Origin of the sequence: Paraburkholderia metrosideri (assembly GCF_904848625.1) — a bacterium.
Lineage (GTDB): Bacteria > Pseudomonadota > Gammaproteobacteria > Burkholderiales > Burkholderiaceae > Paraburkholderia > Paraburkholderia metrosideri.
This window is the reverse complement of record NZ_CAJHCP010000023.1, coordinates 17,100-37,219: the sequence shown is the minus strand read 5'-3', so window position 1 is coordinate 37,219 and position 20,120 is coordinate 17,100. Positions and strand designations below refer to the sequence as shown.

Here is a 20,120-nt window from a genome sequence, read left to right as displayed (position 1 = left end):
AACATACACAGCCGGGTCTCGAAAGAACGGCACGACCATCTGCTGGCGTCGGCCTGCATACCATGTCATTGCTGCGCCTGGGTCACTCCGAGACATGGATTTCAACCCTACGGTTCTGTGCACGGCCCTGCATCATGCGGTTATCGGCAACAGGGTCGGCCTCGCCCTTGCCGGCAGCTTCGAGACGGCTGGCGGGTATGCCGTCCGCCTGCAGCATCTGCAGCACCTGGGTGGCACGTTCGGCGGACAGCGCGTCATTGGACGCAAACGCGCGGCGGTGGATCGGGAGGTTCTCCGTGTAGCCCAGCACTGTGACCTTGCCAGGCACCTTGATGATCTCGGCAGCAATCTTCGCGAGCAGTGGTCCCATTGAGGCATTGACCGTAACGCCGCCCGGCGGGAACATCGAATCGCCGCGGAATGTCACCGCGCTGGGCTGCGCGTCTTCGTTCACGCTCACGATACCTGCGGCGATCTCGTTCTTCAGCAGCGTCTTCAGGTGCAGCTTCGGTGTCGCGGGTGGCGGCGTCATGCGCGCGATGTCATCGATCTGCTTCTGGATAGCGTCGGCTCGCATCACGAGCTGGTACTTGGAGTAGCCCCACATGCCAAGCAGGATGAGCGTCAGCGCGGTGACTGTAATCCACACGGGGAAGTCATAAAACGACTGGCGTTTGGGCGATACATCGCTTCCGGCGTGCGGTGAAAGCTCCGGGGGAGCTGGGCTACGTCGAGTCATGATTTCGTTGTAGATGCGCTGCCGCACGACTTCGTGCTTGCGATGGCCGTTGCGCTCGTGACGGTAACGGCCCTCGAAGCCGAGACTCAGGGTGCGGTAGATCACTTCGAGCAGATCGTGATGCTCGTCCGGGTCCTGCAATAGACGTGCGACGAGCAGGTAGATCTTGTCGCCACCCTTGTTGTCTTCGTGGACGAAGATGGCGAGTGAATCCGTTGACCACGTATTGACATTCTGCTGGCTACGGTTGGCGAGTAACGCCTCCATGGCCACTTCGTCCAGCGCCGTACACAGGCAGTAGCGCGCACCCAGCATGTGGTCACGTCGGATGTTCGCCTGTTCACAGAGCTTCTGGAATGCTTTCAGCTCATCCTTGATAAGTTCGCGAAGCAGATCACCGGTCTCCCGGTCGAGCTTGTCGAGTATGTCGGCCTGCGCGCGCAGCAACGGACGCGCCGCTTCGAGCAGTGGATTTTGTGCTGCCCGTACCTTCGCAAGCCTCTGGGCAAAAGGTTCACCGGGCGGAATTGTGTAGTTCCTTTCCCCGGATCCGGCGTCGACGCGCTCAGCCAGGGTTGAAGCATCTTCGACCGTTGCTACGTCCCGGCCTTTGCCTCCCAGGAATTGGGCGCGATCTGTCATCCTACCCTCGCCACGGTACTGCTGATGAGGGCACACCCACATTCAGTGTGGTGCCCATGAAGCGCCACCCGAATTCCGCCAACCGTCAGAGTCGGATGGGCTTCAGTGATCCGGTTGATGCCGTGCTCCGGACAGTCGACCAGATCATTCAGACGGGCAATTGGTTTGCCGTTGATCGTGTGAGTATCTGAGGCGGTGACAACCGTTCCGCCGTGATCTGTGCCGTCTCCCAGGACAGCAACAGGAAGGGCCATGGTAATCCTTCGATGTAGTACCTAAGATTCGTGGAATGGAGCGGAAACCTGTTCGCCCCAACTATTCGCTGCGGCTTCTGGCAACCGAGAGCGGTTCCATCGGAATTTTTTCGGGATTGTTTGAGGCATCACGCAGAAATGGATCGTTCTGATCGAACTTGCAATGGGCCTCGACGTCTTCTGGCCACACCGGGATTTTGCTGGTGCGCATTGCGAACCAACGGCCTAGCGAGGCGGCAAAGAAAATTGGCGACAACAGAACCTGTCCGATAGGTTGTCCGTTTAAAGCAAAAAGCAAAGTCACGAGTCCAGCTTTGTACGTTTCGCGTCGCTCGGCGATATCGTGACACCAGAAGACGTCCCGGTGGATTGCGGCTGGGCCATCCTCCATGTAGCGGCGGAAGAATTCCCACTCGTGCTTCAACTGACTAAGCGTGATGTTGTCGCCGGGGAGTGCAAAGGTGTCGAGCACAATTTCGCCATCCTTGTCGAGCACGTGCCCACGAATGTCCCAGTTCTGCGCGCCGGCCATTCGCTCACACCGCCCCAGCGTGAAAAAGATGTCCCGCCACTTCGCCTTGAATACGGTTCCGTTGGGTTTGAACACGTACACCATCCGGTTCCGGTAGTTAAAGCGGACTGGAAAGTGGGTGTGACGGAACGACTCCTTCAGAAGCAGCCATCCCATCGCAAGCCAGAATGGAATCGAAATAGTGACCCAAATCATCATCCACCCGGAGTCAGATGCTGTCGGAATAAGATGTCTCGGCTCCGACATAAATAATGGACCCAATATCATCGAGACAGGAAACGCGATGAAAAGCAAGCAGATTGCCGTCATCGAGCCTCGATAAATAAACCACCGGTCAACGCATTCCAGGTAGGTCGAGTTCATCCGGATCACCGAAAGGTTGTAGAACGGCGTGATGTCCAGCCTTTCATTTTGGTGAAGCTGGCTAGACCGTTCCTCGACTGTCAGTTTACGGTTGATCCGATATTTCTTTGCATACAGCCCCGTATAGTCCATGTCATCCCCCGGTCGCGATAGAAAGTTCCTTGATTTCCATTTCCGCGTTCTGGTAGCGGTCCCTCGCATCGAGTACCCCCCAGTAGCAGCGCTTGAGCCACTTGTCGACCTTGTCGTCCGCAAGGTACGAGGCAACGATACCCGCACCGATGAAGATGAGCGTCGCGACGATGGCTGGAATAACAAGACCTGCCACGATGAAACCTGCCGCAGCAAGGCCAGACAGAGCCGAAATCCCAAGCGTTATCGACAATGCATAATTTTTCTGCTGATAGGCTTCTCTAGCATTCTTCGCATCCCAAGCTGCATTGACGCCGGCTGCGAATATCCCCAGCGCTTTTGAAACAACTCCTAATATCTCCTCTGCCGCATGCAAAGCTGCAGCGCGCCCAGCCTTCAACGTCGTTTCCGCCAGAGCTCCCGCCGATCGGGCAATGGTGTCCGCCACAGTCGCACTAATGGCGAGTACGGCCGCGCCAAGCCTCGTCTTATTCTCTAGCCCGTCATCCTTCATCGATCCAGCCAGATCCGTCGATACCTTCTGGTAGGCCGCCCACTGGAAATAACCTGCAAGCGCATTGCCAATAAAAGGCAGAGATTTTCCAACGTGCGCGCTCATCTCCGGAACGTTGACACGGTCGCGCCACGCAGAAAGATTCAGATTTTCAATTTCTTCCGCAGAACGCAACGAACCGGAAATCCACTTCGCCTGTTCGTTCTTGGTCAATCCCTTTCGCATGCCCCGGATCGTATCCTCGTCGATCATCACCAGAAATTTCGAGGAGACGGGCTTGCCCATCGGCTCGCCACGGATCTGCAGTCGGCGCAACGCCAGCGATACTTCGCGCTGGATTGCGTTTTCGTTCATCTTCTTGACGCCGGCTGATTTCAGCAACTGGCGGATCAGTGAAGTTCGGAACGCCTTGTACGAGCCGCTCAGTTCCACCGCGACCACCGGCCGCTGGCTGACCATCCCCAGCGCAACCAGCCCGTGGCGCACCGGCCCGTCTATCGCGCTTTGCAACACGTGGGTAATCGAACCACCCATTGAGGTCAGAAGTCTGCCGAGCACTTCTTGTGCTTGCGCCGCGACTTTGTCGATCGAATTATTGAAGGTACCAAACATCGAATCCCACCCGAGGGCCTGCCAGGCGACATCCGGTTTGAGACTATCGGTCAGTTTCTTCCTGTTGGTTTCAAGGTTAAGCACAATTGCGCGGAGCGTGATGTTTTTCTCATCGAAATACGTACCACTCAGCCACTTGATGTACAGGTCTGAACACGGCTTGAACTGTTCGGTACCCTGCATGCATGTCGTGAGTACGCGCGCGTAGACCAGACCGACGTCTGCTGACGCTCCGTCATAGTGGCAGTCGAAGTAGTTTGACATCAGCCCGCTCTCCATCCACGCGGCATGAGACTTCGCCAGGGGGAGAATCATCTTGTTGCAAAAGCTGTCGTACTCGCCGTCGAACTCCTTCTGCCACGCGCTGCGTGCGGGTTCGTTGTAGTCGTTCAGGTACTTCGTCCACGAATTGTTGGCCGCACGCTGCAGATCGGACGCTCCGGTTTCCGGCAGCTTCGGTGGATTGGGGTCATACGTGAAGCGTCCAAGGCCGTCCGGCACGAGGTGGCTGTCCGCTTCCAGTTCATCGCCGGCCACAATCTCAGTGAGCTCGGCACGATCCGACACCGCGCCCTGCAAGCTCAGGATTGCCGTTGATACAGCCGTCTTCCGGGAGCGTTCATCGAGCGCCATGAACATCTGGTGCAATTCGCCAAGACGGGTACCAATCTCGGCAGCCATGCCCGCCGGATCGTCAATCATCAGCAAGACTCCAGGTCCGGGTCCCAGCGTTCTGGCCGCGCCAAGCAGGTTGTCCTTTGTTGAAGCGCGGGACTGGAACGGATACGAAGAGAACGCGAACTTTTCGACCGAAGTTTTGGGTGCATATTCCGCCACCACCGACGCGACAGTATCGAGCGTCTGTGCGTGCGTATCCTTGTGCCTGTCCATCCAAGCCTTGACATCAAACACGCGCATGTGACGTTTGCGGTATGCCTCGTCCTGATTCGACTTCAGCACACGTGGAGTCCACTCGACGTCGGAGTACGCGATCCAGATACGTGCTGCACCATTTGGATTGCTGACCGTAATGCACGCCGCGATTTCCTTGTGTCCAGTCTTGTCGCATGGCTCCCGCCCCGTGGTATAGGCCGCATTGATGGGCTTGTCCGCCGGCGTCTTCATCAGGTAGCCCTGTTCGGTAATCCAGTACTTGTCCCACGTCCCACGCTCGTCGTAGACATAGAGATACCCGCTACGCAAGACGCGCCCGGTATATTGGGCCCCCGGACCTTGAAGCAGCAGGCTCTTGCCTCCTTCACCATCGGTCGGTCGCAGAGCCTGAGGTAGCTGTGGCGCACCCGAATCAGGGCGCATGACAGCCGGACGTACTGGAAGAATCGCCAGGCCGGATTTTTCGCAAAACTCGCACTTGCCCTGTGCGGTTGCCATGGCCTGGGCAAGCGGATTCGGAGAGGAATTTGTGTTGGTCACGATGCGTTCCGTTTCTGGCTGGATTGTTCGATGTCTGCAATGACGCGGTTCCACTCGCGCTGCGAGATGGGAGCGGTCTGCTGAGCGTAGGCCCCTGGAATTTCCCGTGCCGTTTCCAGATGGGGCGCAAGGACTGGGTGATGGGTGAAGCCATTGCCAAGGAGCACGCCATGGCGGGCGAATGCCACGCAGTCAGCGGCATCTGTCAGCCCGAACCGGGTCTGCGCTGTACAGAGCCACTGATTACACTGCTGTCCGGTGCGCCAGAGTTCCTTGATGCCGCCTGGCTCGGGAAGGGTAGCTAGCACATCGTTGACCAGGCCAACGTTGACCAGGGCGATCGAGGACTCCTCTGACAACGTGTCCCAGGCAGGTTCAGGACGATTATCAAACTGGAGCTCGAACCATTCGCCCATGAGTGGCACTGACCACTGCCTTGCCGCCTCACAGAGCGAAGCCAGGTGCGGCAACGGCAATACCCACAGCAGGTGGATGAAAACCTCGGGATCGGCCAGGCGTAGCAGCGCATGCGATCCGTCTGAAAGCGTCACCGTCACATGTCGGGCAAGCTGCCGTGCCAGCGCACCGGTGCTCAGATCGCTTCCAATCAGCATGGCTGGCGCAACCTTCGACGGATCGCTCATGGCGAGTTGCTGTTGCACCTCTTTGCGGTGCGGGGGTTCAAGCTCGTCAAGCTGAAGGACCACGGGTAGCAGGTGTGCCTCCTGGGCCAGGAATTCGGGCGCTACAACCTGCCATGGCAGATCGCGCAGCCAGTCCTGGATTAGAAGTCGATCGGCCAGCAGATGCGTGCTGCTCTCCCATGCCTCAATATGTGTCTGGCTTTGCATGGAGACCTCAGGAAAGCGGCACAATAGCGGCATGCTGGGCCGTGGCCTTTGTTGCGCTCAGTTCGCAGATCTTGAGTTGCGCAGCGGGCACATCTCCGGGCCCGCTCTTTGGCCCCGGCATCTGATGGGTTGCTGCATACGACTGCCACTGGCCTGGTGTCCCACTCTCGATGCCACCATCGTTCAGCGTGATATAGCTCTTGCCTCCACGTAGCGACAGCTCCTGCTCAGCCCAGATCTCGATACGTTGCGCGCTCTGATGAATCTTGAGTTTCGCGAGAACGTTAACGGCATCGCTGAGCGCCTGAATGTCGATCGAGCCGGCGCCCGCAATCAGCTTGATGCCAGCCTGGTAAACAAAAATCCGCAGCTTCTCGCGAATCGTCGCAAACAACGACTTGCCAGCGGCAATGCCAAGGTGATCGCCCGTGGTTAACGCCAGGTGTTCGCCGCTGGCGATATGCGTGCTACCGGACGTGGTCGTCTGGATACCAGAAGGACTTGCGATCGTGACATGGGCTTCGGCAAATTCCGGGAAATCATTGGGTCCGCTTTTCGCGCGACCACGGATTGCATCGTTCTGTGCCTTAAGGACGGCCGTGATCTCGCTCTGGTCTGCGCCCTGGTCCTGTACGTTGTTCTGCTGCGCCAGCTCTGCCAGGCTTTCGTGGGTATCACGCGCCTGGGTCAGGCGCTGCACCGTCTCGCCCATGTCCTTGACTGGGGCCTGCGCACCGCTGCGGGCCTCCGTGGTAATCAGCATGCCCCGATTGGCACGCAGCACACCCCACGCGTCCGTGGCCAGCTCCCAGCCTAGCCCCCTTGCCTGCTGGCGCCCCACGCCGTAGTCGATCCTGGTGCTGTACCCGAGCACGAGGCGCGAGCTGGCCTGATCGCTCGCGACCTGGACCTGTTGCTGGCCTGACGTATCGTCGGTCACCACGTAGTTGTGGCCCTTGCCTCCGAGACTGTGACTCACCAGCCCTGTAAGCGCCCGGTTCTTCGGCAGCTCGAACGGCGGCGGGTTGAACTCGTTGACCTTGCTCGCCGAAATGTACGGCTTGTCCGGATCGCCTTCGTGATACTCGATCGTCAACTCGTCGCCGACACGCGGCACCGCGATAAAGCTGTGCGGCCCACCGTGCCACGGCAGACCCACCCGCACCCAGCAACTCGAATTCTCATCCCGGCTGCTGCGCCGGTCCCAGAGAAACGAAACCTTGGTACGCCCATAGCCATCGAGCCACACCGGCTGGTTCGCGGGGCCAACTACCACAGCGGTTTCGGCATGCGCCTGCGGCTTCTTCCTCAGCCGGTTCTTGAAGAACGCACTGGCCGGCTGCAGCACGAAATCCATCACGCACTGATACTGCGCCCGGTCCCCCGGCGAGCGCGTAATCTCGTCCGGATTGCGGACCTCGAGCGAGGTCGACACCACGAGATATTCCGCGTTGACTTCGCGCTCTGGATGCCCTTCCAGCCGGAACGTCTTGCCCGTGGTCAGGCCACGCAGATTACCCGAGCCATAGGCGCGCAGCCGCCGGCAACGCAGTGCGTTCACCCGCACGCGTGCGAGGTACGCGCCCTCGGTGTCATAGTCGTTGGGTTCGCCAGACAGGCCCATGGCACCCGCGAGCGGCTGCGAGTATTCGCCCCAGTGGTACTGCTCGATGTTGTCGAACGACGCGTTGCTGTACTGCGACTGGTTCACGTCGAACCTGCCGAGTGAGCGGGTGTAGTCGTAGTCGTTGAGCGTGACGTCGCCGGCCGTGATCTGTCGCGTGACGTTGAGCTGGTGAATGTGCTCTTCGTCGATACGCCGGTCACCGGGCGCCTGATACCGTACCGTGTCGTACGCGTTATGGTGCTTCTTGTGGGAACCCGGCGAATCGCAAAGTACCAGCGTCATCCCGTCGAACAGGTAATAGATCCCCCACTCGCGCCAGATTCGCGTCAGAAAATCGTAATCGCTTTCCCAGAATTGACGGACGTAGTCGCGCTGCGGATAGACGTTGCTTTTCAGGCCCACGGCACCCAGCCGCAGTTCACAGGGCCACGGATACTGCCCGCCCTTGAGTATCGCCTCGGTCACCTCGACGACATTGACGTTCTGGTAGATACGGCTCTCGCAGTTCTGTGTGGCCAGCCACAACCAGGGGCGTACCGTGAACTGGTAGTACGCACGGCGGTCGTCACTGCCCGTGCTTGAAACCCCGGTGATCAGGCCGGTAATCGTGCGCACCCCGGCACCGACATTCGCGGCCCCCAGGTTGCCGGGTAACCCCGGCACGAAGGTACCGTTACCCTCGAACTCGATCGAAATGGTGACGGACTTGCCGATCAGCCGGTCGGCAATGAGGAGCGGCTGGGCATCCGACAGCCTGCATGTCGGGCTGTCCAGCGTGGCCAGCTCCACCCGGTAATCAAAGAGATTGCCGAGGGCCTCGGTGCCATGCACGCGCTGGGGAATGAGCACGGCCTCGCCAGCCCAGGTAGGCAACGCGTCGGACGCCACGCTCAGGGTCCGGGCCTGCAACGGTTTGAACATCTGGGACTTCTCCTCGGCAAAGGCACGGTCCTGGCCGTGCGAAAACATGGATCCCGCCTCGCGCGGGCGTGCCTACACCACGCTGCGCGTACCCGGACGGGGTGGCCACTCTGCAATGCGCGCACGTTGCTTTGAACCCAGCACGGTCGCCGTGTACGAATGCATCGAGACGTGCCGGGCCAGGTAGTGCTCCAGCACGAGACCAAAGACATAGGGGCTCACGCCATCGAAGCTGCTTTCGTCAAACGTGATCCCACATTCGAGTACTCGCGCGACCGGTGGCTGCTGGTTCGGGATGATGCGATTGACCGGTGTGAGCGTCGCGGCGATAAGACTCTCGACCTGTCTGCGATGGGCGACGGCGTCATCGGAGAGATACAGCCGCAGAAAACTGCGCAACCCTTCACCGGGGTGCGGCTCGTCATACCGGTCGTCGAAGACCGAATGATCGATGTCGAGCTGCATCAGCAACTGCCACGCCTTCAGGCCCTGGGCAAACGGCGGCTTGGGCCTGCCGGGTGGCCGTATCAGTCCGATACTTGAAACGGGCGCAGACTGACGCATTTCCAGGTCACGCACGCCATTGCAGCGCAGCAGCCCGGGCAGATCGCGGTTGGTCACCCATGCGTCCACCGACAGGAAATGGATCTCGCCGTCTTCTCCGTTGTCGTACGCCTGTCCATCCGGGCCGACGAGCGACAGAAAGGACTCCGTGCTGACGTACGTCGAGAGCGTGCCATACCGGCGGCCCTGAGTCGTGGCAAGGTGTTGCTCGCGACGCACCGTGAAGTAACGCCCGTGACCGCCTTCGTCGTGCAACAGCGCCTGATGCAGCGGACGGAATTCCAGCACCTCCGACTCTTCGCTGACCTGTCCGCGTGCCAGGTCCAACGAGTGCAACTCGAAGTCGAGCGGCGCTTTCTGGACCGGGACCAGAGGGACTTCCGCGCTACCTTCGCGGATCGGCACGCTTTCGGTACGCACGGGAAAGAGGTTGATCACTGGGGCGCAGAAGAGCGCGAACATCGACGCGTCGACCCGATCCGACAGATCTCCCGCAGGACGGTCCAGCAGGATCACGATCTCTGCTTCGTAACCGCTGATGTTGCGCAGGCCAGCCTGCAGACCGGCGAGCGTGAAGAAATAAAATCGCTCCGGGCACGCGAAATATTCGTGTATCAGGTTGTGGCCGAGAAATTTGCGCGAGGCAAGCGGCAGAACGCTCTCGTCAGGCCCAATTCCCTCCTGCACTACGGCATTCGACGCGACAGCGTGAAATGTGTAGCCGGCCTCGCTGAACCGTCCAGGCTCGCCGACCACCGTGGCAACAGCGGCCGTGTGAATGAGCTCGTGCAGATGCGATGCGGTTTTCGTGTCGCCTGCCAGGTAAACAGGTAGCCGGTCCAGTCCCTGCAGGCGCCCGATCGGCACATCGCCGGTCGTGCGGATGCGCAAACGCAACGCGCCTCGCACGCGCCGGTGGGGTGGCACGAAGCGGTCCATGCCAGGAACATCCGGCGGAATGCCGCCCAGCTTCCCCGCTTCGATCAAGAGCGGATACAGCGTGACGTCGTGACAGAGACGAAACTGGCAGGCCGTTTTCTCCCCGTCGGAAAGCTTCGATGCAGCGAGGGTGCCGCGTGCGATGCGGTGACCGGACACCAGGTCGCCTGCCTTGCCACCCGGGTAAAACCGCGCCACTGCAATAGACGGAGTGGGCGACAGGTAGTTTGGATAGACACAGGACAGCAGTGCCTGGGTGAGCCGTGGGAATTCGTCATCGAAGCGCATCTGCATGCGCGCGTTCACAAAGGCCGACGACTGCACGAGGCGGTCCACATAGGGGTCGCCAATCTCGCCCGCCTGCATGCCCAGACGTCTTGCGATCTTCTGATGCCCGGCACCGAACTCCGCGGCTAGCGCCCGCAGATAGCGCAGCTCGCGGGTGTAATGCTCCAGGAGGCGCGGGTCCATTCACGCGCCTCTTTTCATACGCGGTCGCAAGCCGACACCCTCACCCTCACCCTCACGATGAGCGGGCCCGACTGCGCACTGAACGATGCGGGCGCGCGTAGCCGCCACGGCTGCGTACCCTCTGCATGAATCCGTACAGCAACGGCACGGACCAATTGCGTAGTCCTGATCTCCTTCCATGAATCCCTATTCCAGCATGTCCGGCGTCAGGCTATCGGAAATAGGGCGGGATATCTATATATATTGTATGAAGAATTGTCAAATTCCGTTGCAACCGGACTCTGACCTGATCGACTGCAACGATGCTGATTTTTGATTCGAGGTAGCGGGCTGAAATGGCCTCGCTGTTCCATGCGAGCGGCCCGTCCCATCTGGCGTGATTTCGAGTTCGACCAACTTCGCAACGGCATCGAAACTGCCGGTAAGGGGCAACGCAGGTTCCCCACCGTAATGTTCAATGATGGCCTATCCGGCGTGCCCCACGCCGGACAGAATCGCTGTGTCTCGTGGTAGCGGAGCGGCTCGCTCCTGCCCCCACCCGAAACCCATCTCGCGCAGACAGTCTTGGTACACAGCACGCAGGCAGCGCGACCTCACCCTGCCTAGGGGCTGAGTAAGTAGAGTCCGTAGCCTTGCGCTACGCACCGGTCGATGTCGTTCTGCATCTTGAAGCGTCTTGCCCGTCTATGCTTTCGGTTGACTGAAACCGAAGCACGACGATACCGAACGCCCTTGTATCAATCTCTATTATTCGTTCAAAGCAAAGTCATGCCGGAGCTTCACCTTCAGCCTGAGCAAATCGTCTTCGTGCACTCGCAACGAGTCTTCCAGACCCGCAGCGCGTTGCATCAACAGCTTGACGGAAGCGTGGCACTGTCCAACTGCATGGCTGGATAGTTGAACAACGTACTTGTGAATCGCTTTTCCGAGCGCGGCATGAAGGCGCTGATAGTCGACCCCGATCACCGTGCGCACGTGTCCGGTTGCAACTGAAGGTGCGATCACGATGTCCTCGAACTGAGCGTCGTCAGTCAATCGGAGTGCCGCAACGTCGGCTTCGAGTTCGATGACGTAATCACCCAACTGCCCGCTCACTTCTCGCGAAAACGAAGTAAGGATAGATTGCGTCAGGCCATTGCAGACGGCAGTCACATCGCGTGTTGCCGCGTGCTGCTCCAGCAGATCGGGCAAGGTCGGCATAACGCTGCGCCACACAGCCTGAGTGATCTGCTCCTGCTGTCGCTCAAGCTGACTCAACGCAGCTTCGGACAAAGCCTCCAACTCCGCCAGCATCGACATGGCATCGACGCACAACGTGCTCATCACGTTCTCTTCCAGGTGATGCAGGAACATCTCAGCAAGCTTGCGCTGCTTATACGCCAGGGTCGGCTCAACCACATCGAGAAGCGCCGCGTAAAGCCTCTCGAATCCCGACTCGGTCATTGCGGCCGGCGTGTGTTGAAGTGCACGGGCCAGGTACGTCGAAATCGACACGGGCGTCTTCAGAAGACTCGTAGCCACGCCCATTGCTACGAGTTTCTCCGCCGCACGCGCCGTGACATCAGCCTCCTGTTCGGCACGATTCTGCGCAGTTTTACTCCGCAGACATTTGCGAATTTCACCGTCAATCTCATCTTCCTCATACACGTCGCTTCGCGTCACGACCGGCAATAGCGGCTTGTTGCGATGCAACTCCCGGCCCAGCTCGTCGAGTTCCTGGACCTGCCCGGGCGACGTGGAACTGGTCAGCCACAACACGCCGTCAGCGCTATCTGTGAACCGTTGAGTCAGCGCCGCATTATCAGATGTCGCCGAATGCAGTCCCGGCGTATCCACGAGCACGAGTTTGCCGGCCAGACAGACGCCTTGCAGCCGTGCGGTGGTTTCCGTCACGCCTTCCTTGAAAGGCTTCAATGTCTCGACGATGCGGCCGCCATCGAGATAAAAGTACTGCACCGTCTTGCCATATGCCGCGAACCGATCCGCGAGGAAATTGCAGAACGAACTTTTCCCGGCGTTGAACTTGCCGAATACCAGCAGCAGTACTTTGTCGTCGAACGATTCGGCGAATGCCTGCGCAGGTTTCAGGCTGGCCCATTGCCGAGCCCAAGCAGGCACGCTATGTCGCAGCAGCGAGTTAATGGCGTCGGCCTGCGTGACCAACGGATTGCGTTCCGTCAATCCGGCACTTGTCAGGCCATGCAATTGCAGACTGTCAGTCAGTCGCGCAAGCCAGTCTTCCAGTAAATGCAATATGGTATCGAGTTCGCACGCGATGAACTCGAACGCATCCACGTCGGCGATAAAGCGCTGTTCATTGCTCGCGTCCGCTTTCATCCGGTGTGCTCCAGTGCGCGCAAAGCGGATAACGCGTTCTCGCAAGCGATCACGGCTGATTCGCCGGCGGCGATTCGCGCCGCCAGCGCCTTTCTGTCGGCGGACAACTCATAGTAGTGACTGAAATCGCGCTGCATGCGTTCGCGGCCCGACGGCTCGCAAAACATCCGGCGCAGGTCCTTGCGAAACTTCACCGACACGCCCATCACGGCGACCATGACCGAGTTGAGCGCACGCGCGACGGTTTCCTGCTCTGCCGGCAGGCCGATCACGCCGTGGCCGGCAAGAAAGCTGTCGATCGCGATGCAGGCGCGCGAGTACGCAATCTGGATGTGAGCGCGCTCCAGCTTGCCTGCGGTAATCGCGTACGCATCCTTTGCGGTGTCCGGGATGATGGCGTGGTCGGTGCCGAGTGCATCCAGCATCGCTTCGATATCGACACTCACTTTGCCGATCACAGTCTGCAGCCCGGCGTCGAATTCGAGCCGTTGCTGGTTCTGTGTCTGGCTCAACCCATCGCGCGATTCTTGCTGCACAGCGAGAAGCTCGACGAGTTCCTTGCGGATTTCAGCAAACAGCAGCGCAGTTTCATGGGCTCGCGCTGCGGGTACGCGAGCGAGGGCCGCGCCAAGCTCGACCCGCAGCGACGGCACACCGCTTTTCTCCAGCAGCAGCTTCTTGCCTTCCTCTGCCCCTTTTCGATGGCGCGTAGCGGAGACCGCATGGAGCACGACGCCGGGCCATTGCGTGTCGATCCGGCGGCTTACCTTCTCCAGTTCAGTATCGTCGGCTAACTGATCGATCTGCGACAGCACGAACAGCGTCGATCGCCGGGTCCGGCCACCGTCTTCATCCAATTCGGCGAGCAGTGCCAATTCCTTTGCATCGAGTTCGCCCTCTTTGGCGGCATGCACGAACAGGCGAATGTCGGACTTCAGCCATGCAGCGTGCAACGCGTGACGGTCGTCTTCGGTGCCGACATCCGCATCGAGACCCGGTGCGTCTAGCCAACGCACGCCTTCATGCACGCTGTCGGACAATGCCACTGTTTCGCGTTTGTCGGCAACCGCAAAAATGTCGCGGCCAATCAGTTCGTTCAGCAAGCGGCTTTTACCGTGGTTGTATTTGCCGATGACCGTGACGATGGGCTCGCTGTTCTCAAGCAACGTTCGAAGCCGTGTCAGGTCGTCGGCCCGCGCTGGCAGCACCGAAACCACGTCACCGGTTGCCCGCTCGCGAATATCGTTAGACAAAGCGTGCTCCTTCACTCTTCGCAAATTCGAATGCCAACGTGATAATGACTCCCCCTCGTTCAGCCCGTATCGCCACCGGCCACCGGCAACACCGTCCCGGTGATATAGCCGGCCTCGTCGGACGCGAGAAACAGAATCGGCGCGACCTGTTCGTCGATACTGCCATAGCGTTTCAAAAAGGTGGAGTCGGTCACCTGTTTTACCGCTTCGCCCATCCAGGTTTTTTCCTGTTCGCTATCGCCGGCGGTGTTGCGCGGAACGCGTCGCGGCGGCGCATCGGTCCCGCCTGGCGCAGTGGCAACCACGCGAATGTTGTGTGCAGCATATTCCATCGCCAGCGACTGTGTCATCGCGTTGACCCCGCCCTTGGCCGCCGAATACGGTACACGACGAATACCGCGCGTCGCATTCGACGACACATTGACGATCGTTCCAGCGCCCCGCTTCAGCAGATACGGCAATACCGCGTGGCACGCGTACAGCGTCGGCATCAACGAGCGGCGAATTTCCGCGTCGATCTGCGCCGGCTCGAACTCGGCAAACGGACGCATGCGGATCGCCCCACCCACACCGTTGACCAGAATGTCGATGCCGCCAAACCGGCTTGCCGCAAACGCCATCGCGGACGCCGCGCCTTCGTATGTCTCGAGGTCGGCGACGAATCCCGCCGTGTCGGCGTCATTCGCTTCACTGGCCACCTCGGACACGAAGTCGGCACGGTCGACGAACAACACCTTCGCACCTTCGGCCGCAGCACGAAGCGCGACACCGCGACCGATGCCTTGCGCCGCACCGGTCACGACCATCACCTTGCCTGCGAATCGTTGCGTCATCATGCAGCCCTCGGTGCAGCGACGGGTGCGCTGCTCGCGTTGGGCGTGAATTTCTCGTAGTGAAAGCTGTTCGGCTTCACACCGTTGTCGTCGAAATGCTTGCGCACGGCGTCGACCATCGGCGGCGGCCCGCAGAGGTAAACATCGACATCGCCATCGTTCAGCACCTCGGCCGGCATGTGCTGCGTCACCCAACCTTTGCGGGGATGGCCCGAATCCGCGTCGGCGACGACCGTACTGAAACTGAAATTCGGCAGTTGCGCGGCATACGCTTCAATGGCGTCGACCTGTACCAGATCGAGGTCCCGGGTCACACCGTAAATGAGGTGAATCTTCTGCTGTGAATTCGTGCGCGCGAGGACTTCCAGCATCGACAGGAATGGTGCGAGTCCCGTGCCGCCCGCGAGAAACAGCAACGGCCGTTCCACTGCGCGCAGATAGAAACTGCCGAGTGGCCCCGTCAATTCCACCTTGCTACCTGGCTGCGCGGATTCGAGCCACGTACTCATCACGCCGCCACTGATTCTCTTGATCAGAAAACTGATCTTCGATTCGCCCGGTGCCGACGAAAAAGAATACGAACGATGCTGGCCGCTGCCGGGCACGTCGATATTCACGTACTGCCCCGGCAAAAATACCGGCGCTGACGTGTCCACCTCGAGTTCGAGTACGACAGCCGCGTCATTGTGCTGCTCCACCTTCGAAACCGTCGCTGCGAATTTGCTCTGCTCGGTCTTGCATGCAGTAGACGATGCCGGCACCGCAATCACACAGTCGCTTTCGGGCACCATCTGGCAGGTCAGAACCAGACCGCTGTCCTTTTCGTCTTCGCTCAGCGCATCTTCGATGTAATCGTCGCCGAGATCGTACCGGCCGCTTTCTGCGCGGCACTTGCAGGTGCCGCAGACGCCGTCGGAGCAATCCATCGGCAGGTTGATCTTCGCGCGAAATGCGGCATCGAGCACCTTCTCGCCTGCCTTGCAGGTGACGAAGCGGGTCACGCCGTCTTCGAAATTCAGTGCAATGTTGTAGCTGGACATCTTGCCTCCTGTGCTTCCTGTTTCCTTCCGGTACCCGATATCAAACGTGATAAATGTCGAGTACCTGGCGGATATAGTCGTCTTTCAACACGATTCGCTTGTACGAAATCAACAGTGCGTCATTCACCTTTCGCAGCGTGACGAACATCGTGCCGAAGAATTGATCGGTGCTCTTATAGCGATGGCTGAGCGTGTTGAAGTTGTAACGCACGTCCACTTCGTTATCGCGTTGCGCCAGTACTTCCACGTTGGTGACGTTGTGACTGGTACGCGGTTCAGGCATCGAAGCGCCGCTTCGCTCGGTCTTGATGCGAAACACGCGGTCTTCCAGGCCGCCACGGTCCGGGTAGTACATCAACGAAATCTGGCTCTCGTGGTCGTCGGTGAGTTGATCGTCGTCATCCCATGCCGGCATCCAGTACGTGACATCGACGGTGTAGCAGGCAAGCCAGTCGTCCCATTGACGGTCGTCGAGCAGGCGCGCTTCGCGGTACAGCACCGCGCAGATCTTCTGGTGGTCGAAGCTCATGCCAGCGCCTCCTCGTGTTCCTTCTTCAGCGCGTCACGCATCACGTGCACCCAGTATTCGTGCTGGCAGACGAAAAGACCTTCGTCTTCACTGCGCTCGCCGGAGATACGCGGCTTCAATCCCATCGTCTTCGCATTCGCATCGGGACCTTCGACCCACAACGGCGCACCGCGCGACAGGTCGTTCCACAGCGCGGTGGTACCGGCATAACCGGCCTGGCAGGCACGGAATTCTTCGAGGTCGTCGGCGGTGCCCATGCCCGAGACATTGAAGAAATCCTCGTATTGGCGGATACGGGTAGCACGATCTTCTGCACTCTCGCCCTTCGGCGCAAAGCAGAAAATGCTGACTTCGGTCTTGTCGACGCTAATCGGACGCACCACGCGAATCTGCGTGCTGAACTGGTCCATCAGAAACACATTCGGATACAGGCACAGGTTGCGGGTCTGGTTGACGATGAAATCCGCCTGCACCTCGCCAACACGCTGTTTGATTTCGTCGCGGTATTGATAGACCGGCCGCACCTCCGGGTTCATCGTTTGAGTCCACAGCAGGATGTGGCCGTGGTCGAACCCGTATACGCCGGCTACCGACTTGCTCCAGCTATTCGCATCCACTGCCTTGGTGCCATCGACCTTACGGCGGTCCATCGTCGCCGCGTAGTTCCAGTGCACGGTGCTGACGTGATAACCGTCGCAGCCGTTTTCCATCTGCATCTTCCAGTTGCCTTCGTAGATATACGAAGAGTTGCCGCGCAATACTTCGAGGCCGTTGGCAGCCTGATCGACGATCTGATCAATGATGACTCTGGTCTCACCGAGGTAATCCTCCAGCGGCATCACGTCCGCGTTGAGGCTACCGAACAGAAAGCCACGATAGCTCTGGAAACGCGCGACTTTCTTCAGATCGTGCGAGCCGTTGGTATTGAATTGCACCGGGTATTCGGTGGTCTTCACATCCTTCACTTTCAGCAGCTTGCCGGTGTTGGCGAAACTCCAGCCATGGAACGGACACGTGAAGGTCCCTTTGTTGCCGTGCTTCTTGCGGCACAGCATGGCGCCTTTATGCGCGCACGCGTTGATAACCGCATGCAGTTCGCCAGTCTTGTCACGTGTAACGACGACCGGCTGGCGGCCAATCCACGTGGTGTAGTAATCGTTGTTATTGGGAATCTGGCTTTCATGCGCGAGATAAACCCAATTGCTCTCGAAGATATGCTTCATCTCGAGTTCGAACAGATCGGCGTTGGTGAAGATGTCGCGGCGGCAACGGAATACGCCGTTTTCCCTGTCATCCTGAACAGCGGTATTCAGCAGTTCATCCAGCTGCTGGGCTTTGTCGATAGTGGCAGACATGAGTTTCTCCCTGCGCGTGCTCCTGGCGGAGCACGCGCATCGGTGTAGAAAAATTGAGCGGAGAATTGGGCGGCAGCAGGGGTACGGACGTAGCAGCCGCGTGAACGCGCGTTGAACGCGCGTCGAACGTTCAGGCCGTGGCGGACGCGCGCAGCCGATTGACCAGCTGGTTATCCTTGCCCTGAACCAGCGGAGTCAACTCGATGTTGAACTCGATTTCCTTGTATGCGTCAGCCTTCATGCCGAGCGCTATGCCACCGGTCTTTTCGACCACGTGCGGAATCAGATCTTCACGGGTTGCGTACGCGAAGTCGTCCCAGATCAGCGGATCGCCTTCAATGTTGATTTGCGTCGTCAGCTTGCGGTACTTGTCAGTGGTGGCGAAGAAGTGCACATGCGCGGGACGGTTGCCGTGGCGGGCCAGCACGTTCAACAGTTGCTGGGTCGCGCCATGCGGCGGGCAGCCGTAGCCGACCGGCATCAGCGTGCGGAATTCGTACTTGCCGTCGGCTCCCGTGCTGACTGCACCGCGCAGATTGAACTCGCTCTGGGCGCCCGTCGGGTCGAAGTGCGAATAGAAGCCTTTCGAGTTGGCATGCCAGCATTCGACCACTGCGCCCGCAACCGGCTGGCCGTCCGGCCCCGTCACCGTGCCGCGGATAACCAGCGGACCGGCATCCTCGTCCGGATCGACGTCGATCTTCGTGACGCCATCACGCACCGGTGCGCCTGTGACATACAGCGGGCCTTCAATCGTGCGGGGCGTGCCGCCGCTGATTCTGGCCGCCTTATCCTCGGCGTCCATGCGAATGTCGAGGAATTTTTCCACACCGAGACCCGCAGCCAGCAACGCAGCTTCCCCGTCCTGTCCAAGCTTGTTGAAGTAGTGGACTCCGGCCCAGATTTCGTCGGGCGTCATGTCGAGGTCGTCGATGGCCTTGAACAGGTCGCCGAGCAGGCGATTGACGATCTGCTTGGCGCGAGCATTGCCGTCCTGGCTGCCGAGGTTGGCAGCGGCCTTCAGCAGGTCTTGCACTTCCTTCGTATCAAACACTTTGACGCTCATGTCTGCTCCTGAATCTCTGTTTTGTGTGGGTTAACCCTTGATTCGGCACTGGTCTAGATATGTCTGAAAGGTATAATTGGGTGCTGAAACAGAGTGTGAAAGCAGAATAATGGACAGTACAAAGCCGCGTCCAACACTGATTTGGTATCGGGCTATATCCAGGAGGTATTGAAATGGAACTGCGGCATCTTCGTTATTTCGTCGCGGTGGCCGAGGAACGCAATTTCACGCGCGCGGCGCAACGGCTCAACATTGCCCAGCCACCTTTGAGCCGTCAAATCCAACAACTCGAGGAGACGCTGGGGGTGCAGTTGCTGGAGCGCAACTCGCGCCCGCTGAAGCTCACGGAGACCGGTAAGTTCTTTTACTCGCATGCCGCGCAGTTGCTGGCGCAGACAGCCGACCTCGAATCCATGACAAGGCGCGTGGGCAATATCGAGCGCAGCCTGTCAGTCGGTTTTGTCGGTTCGACGCTGTACGGCATGCTGCCGAAAATCATCCGGCGCTTTCGCGACCAGAACCCGACTGTCGAACTCAGCCTCCACGAAATGTCGACGATGGACCAGATCAGGGCGCTAAAAGACGGCCGCATCGACGTCGGCTTCGGCCGTATCCGGCTGGAGGACACGAACATCCGCCGGGTGATTCTCCGCGAAGAGCAGATGATCGTCGCGTTGCCCGAGGGGCATCCGCTTTCACTTGGCAAGTCCGTTCTTGCACTTCGCGATCTGGTTCAGGAAACACTCATCATCTTCCCGAAGGCGCCGCGCCCCAGTTACGCAGACCAGGTGCTGGCGGCCTTTCACGACCGTGCTCTGAAGCCCCGGCGAATTTATGAAGTACGGGAATTGCAGATCGCGCTCGGGCTCGTCGCAGCGGGAGAAGGCATTTCTATTGTTCCGAGCAGCGTCAACGGCCTGAAACGGGACGACGTGAGCTACAAGGAACTGGACGACCCGACGCTGGTGTCGCCCATCATCATGAGCATGCGCGCGCTCGACGAGTCGCGGGACATCCAGGCCATGCTGGAACTCGTCTATCGGCTGTACGACGAAGAAAAAATACCCTACACACCCCATACGGAACGGGGCCGCTAACGCCTGTCATACCCC

General features: G+C 59.4%; 15 protein-coding genes. 1 reads left to right on the top strand and 14 read right to left on the bottom strand.

What is annotated here, in order from left to right; all coding sequences use genetic code 11:
- Nucleotides 1–82: 82 nt before the first annotated feature.
- The 14 genes from tssL to catA form a co-directional block, all read right to left on the bottom strand.
- The gene (gene tssL / locus LMG28727_RS32425) at nt 83–1,381 is read right to left on the bottom strand and encodes a type VI secretion system protein TssL, long form (protein ID WP_201646390.1); all 1,299 of its coding nucleotides are present in this window, start codon (nt 1,379–1,381) and stop codon (nt 83–85) included.
- Entirely contained in the window at nt 1,378–1,635 is a 258-nt protein-coding gene (locus LMG28727_RS32420) for a PAAR domain-containing protein (protein ID WP_201646389.1), read from the bottom strand. Before LMG28727_RS32420 ends, tssL begins: the two co-directional genes overlap by 4 nt.
- Before the next feature lie 61 nt (nt 1,636–1,696).
- A complete protein-coding gene (locus tag LMG28727_RS32415) occupies nt 1,697–2,662 on the bottom strand; it encodes a DUF6708 domain-containing protein (RefSeq protein WP_201646388.1) in 966 nt (321 codons plus the stop codon).
- Between the two features lies 1 nt (nt 2,663).
- Nucleotides 2,664–5,222 carry a T6SS effector BTH_I2691 family protein gene (locus LMG28727_RS32410; RefSeq protein ID WP_236592528.1) on the bottom strand — a complete coding sequence of 853 codons (2,559 nt, stop codon included), beginning with the start codon at nt 5,220–5,222 and terminating at the stop codon, nt 2,664–2,666.
- The gene (locus LMG28727_RS32405) at nt 5,219–6,073 is read right to left on the bottom strand and encodes a DUF4123 domain-containing protein (protein ID WP_201646387.1); all 855 of its coding nucleotides are present in this window, start codon (nt 6,071–6,073) and stop codon (nt 5,219–5,221) included. The genes LMG28727_RS32410 and LMG28727_RS32405 overlap by 4 nt, the downstream gene beginning before the upstream one ends.
- A gap of 7 nt (nt 6,074–6,080) precedes the next feature.
- Complete coding sequence (locus LMG28727_RS32400; protein ID WP_236592526.1) at nt 6,081–8,669, bottom strand: type VI secretion system Vgr family protein; 2,589 nt, start codon at nt 8,667–8,669, stop codon at nt 6,081–6,083.
- A gap of 24 nt (nt 8,670–8,693) precedes the next feature.
- The gene (tssF, locus tag LMG28727_RS32395) at nt 8,694–10,595 is read right to left on the bottom strand and encodes a type VI secretion system baseplate subunit TssF (RefSeq protein ID WP_201646386.1); all 1,902 of its coding nucleotides are present in this window, start codon (nt 10,593–10,595) and stop codon (nt 8,694–8,696) included.
- 747 nt (nt 10,596–11,342) lie between these two features.
- Nucleotides 11,343–12,932 carry a GTPase gene (locus LMG28727_RS32390; RefSeq protein ID WP_201646385.1) on the bottom strand — a complete coding sequence of 530 codons (1,590 nt, stop codon included), beginning with the start codon at nt 12,930–12,932 and terminating at the stop codon, nt 11,343–11,345.
- Nucleotides 12,929–14,185, bottom strand: a complete 1,257-nt coding sequence (locus LMG28727_RS32385) for a GTPase (protein ID WP_201646384.1) — start codon at nt 14,183–14,185, stop codon at nt 12,929–12,931. Before LMG28727_RS32385 ends, LMG28727_RS32390 begins: the two co-directional genes overlap by 4 nt.
- Nucleotides 14,186–14,244: 59 nt before the next feature.
- Entirely contained in the window at nt 14,245–15,021 is a 777-nt protein-coding gene (benD, locus tag LMG28727_RS32380; protein WP_201646383.1) for a benzoate diol dehydrogenase BenD, read from the bottom strand.
- The gene (benC, locus tag LMG28727_RS32375) at nt 15,018–16,058 is read right to left on the bottom strand and encodes a benzoate 1,2-dioxygenase electron transfer component BenC (protein WP_201646382.1); all 1,041 of its coding nucleotides are present in this window, start codon (nt 16,056–16,058) and stop codon (nt 15,018–15,020) included. The genes benD and benC overlap by 4 nt, the downstream gene beginning before the upstream one ends.
- 40 nt (nt 16,059–16,098) lie before the next feature.
- The gene (gene benB, locus LMG28727_RS32370) at nt 16,099–16,587 is read right to left on the bottom strand and encodes a benzoate 1,2-dioxygenase small subunit (protein WP_201646381.1); all 489 of its coding nucleotides are present in this window, start codon (nt 16,585–16,587) and stop codon (nt 16,099–16,101) included.
- Nucleotides 16,584–17,942 carry a Rieske 2Fe-2S domain-containing protein gene (locus LMG28727_RS32365; protein WP_201646380.1) on the bottom strand — a complete coding sequence of 453 codons (1,359 nt, stop codon included), beginning with the start codon at nt 17,940–17,942 and terminating at the stop codon, nt 16,584–16,586. Before LMG28727_RS32365 ends, benB begins: the two co-directional genes overlap by 4 nt.
- Before the next feature lie 130 nt (nt 17,943–18,072).
- Entirely contained in the window at nt 18,073–19,008 is a 936-nt protein-coding gene (gene catA / locus LMG28727_RS32360; protein ID WP_201646379.1) for a catechol 1,2-dioxygenase, read from the bottom strand.
- Between the two features lie 173 nt (nt 19,009–19,181).
- Between catA and LMG28727_RS32355 the strand changes: the two genes are divergently transcribed.
- Entirely contained in the window at nt 19,182–20,105 is a 924-nt protein-coding gene (locus LMG28727_RS32355; RefSeq protein ID WP_201646378.1) for a LysR family transcriptional regulator, read from the top strand.
- Nucleotides 20,106–20,120: the final 15 nt, after the last annotated feature.

Bases quoted from the DNA above. Each gene is read 5' to 3' on its own strand.
- tssL (WP_201646390.1), bottom strand. From the start codon at position 1,381: ATGACAGATCGCGCCCAATTCCTGGGAGGCAAAGGCCGGGACGTAGCA.
- LMG28727_RS32420 (WP_201646389.1), bottom strand. From the start codon at position 1,635: ATGGCCCTTCCTGTTGCTGTCCTGGGAGACGGCACAGATCACGGCGGA.
- LMG28727_RS32415 (WP_201646388.1), bottom strand. From the start codon at position 2,662: ATGGACTATACGGGGCTGTATGCAAAGAAATATCGGATCAACCGTAAA.
- LMG28727_RS32405 (WP_201646387.1), bottom strand. From the start codon at position 6,073: ATGCAAAGCCAGACACATATTGAGGCATGGGAGAGCAGCACGCATCTG.
- LMG28727_RS32400 (WP_236592526.1), bottom strand. From the start codon at position 8,669: ATGTTTTCGCACGGCCAGGACCGTGCCTTTGCCGAGGAGAAGTCCCAG.
- tssF (WP_201646386.1), bottom strand. From the start codon at position 10,595: ATGGACCCGCGCCTCCTGGAGCATTACACCCGCGAGCTGCGCTATCTG.
- LMG28727_RS32390 (WP_201646385.1), bottom strand. From the start codon at position 12,932: ATGAAAGCGGACGCGAGCAATGAACAGCGCTTTATCGCCGACGTGGAT.
- benD (WP_201646383.1), bottom strand. From the start codon at position 15,021: ATGATGACGCAACGATTCGCAGGCAAGGTGATGGTCGTGACCGGTGCG.
- benC (WP_201646382.1), bottom strand. From the start codon at position 16,058: ATGTCCAGCTACAACATTGCACTGAATTTCGAAGACGGCGTGACCCGC.
- benB (WP_201646381.1), bottom strand. From the start codon at position 16,587: ATGAGCTTCGACCACCAGAAGATCTGCGCGGTGCTGTACCGCGAAGCG.
- LMG28727_RS32365 (WP_201646380.1), bottom strand. From the start codon at position 17,942: ATGTCTGCCACTATCGACAAAGCCCAGCAGCTGGATGAACTGCTGAAT.
- catA (WP_201646379.1), bottom strand. From the start codon at position 19,008: ATGAGCGTCAAAGTGTTTGATACGAAGGAAGTGCAAGACCTGCTGAAG.
- LMG28727_RS32355 (WP_201646378.1), top strand. From the start codon at position 19,182: ATGGAACTGCGGCATCTTCGTTATTTCGTCGCGGTGGCCGAGGAACGC.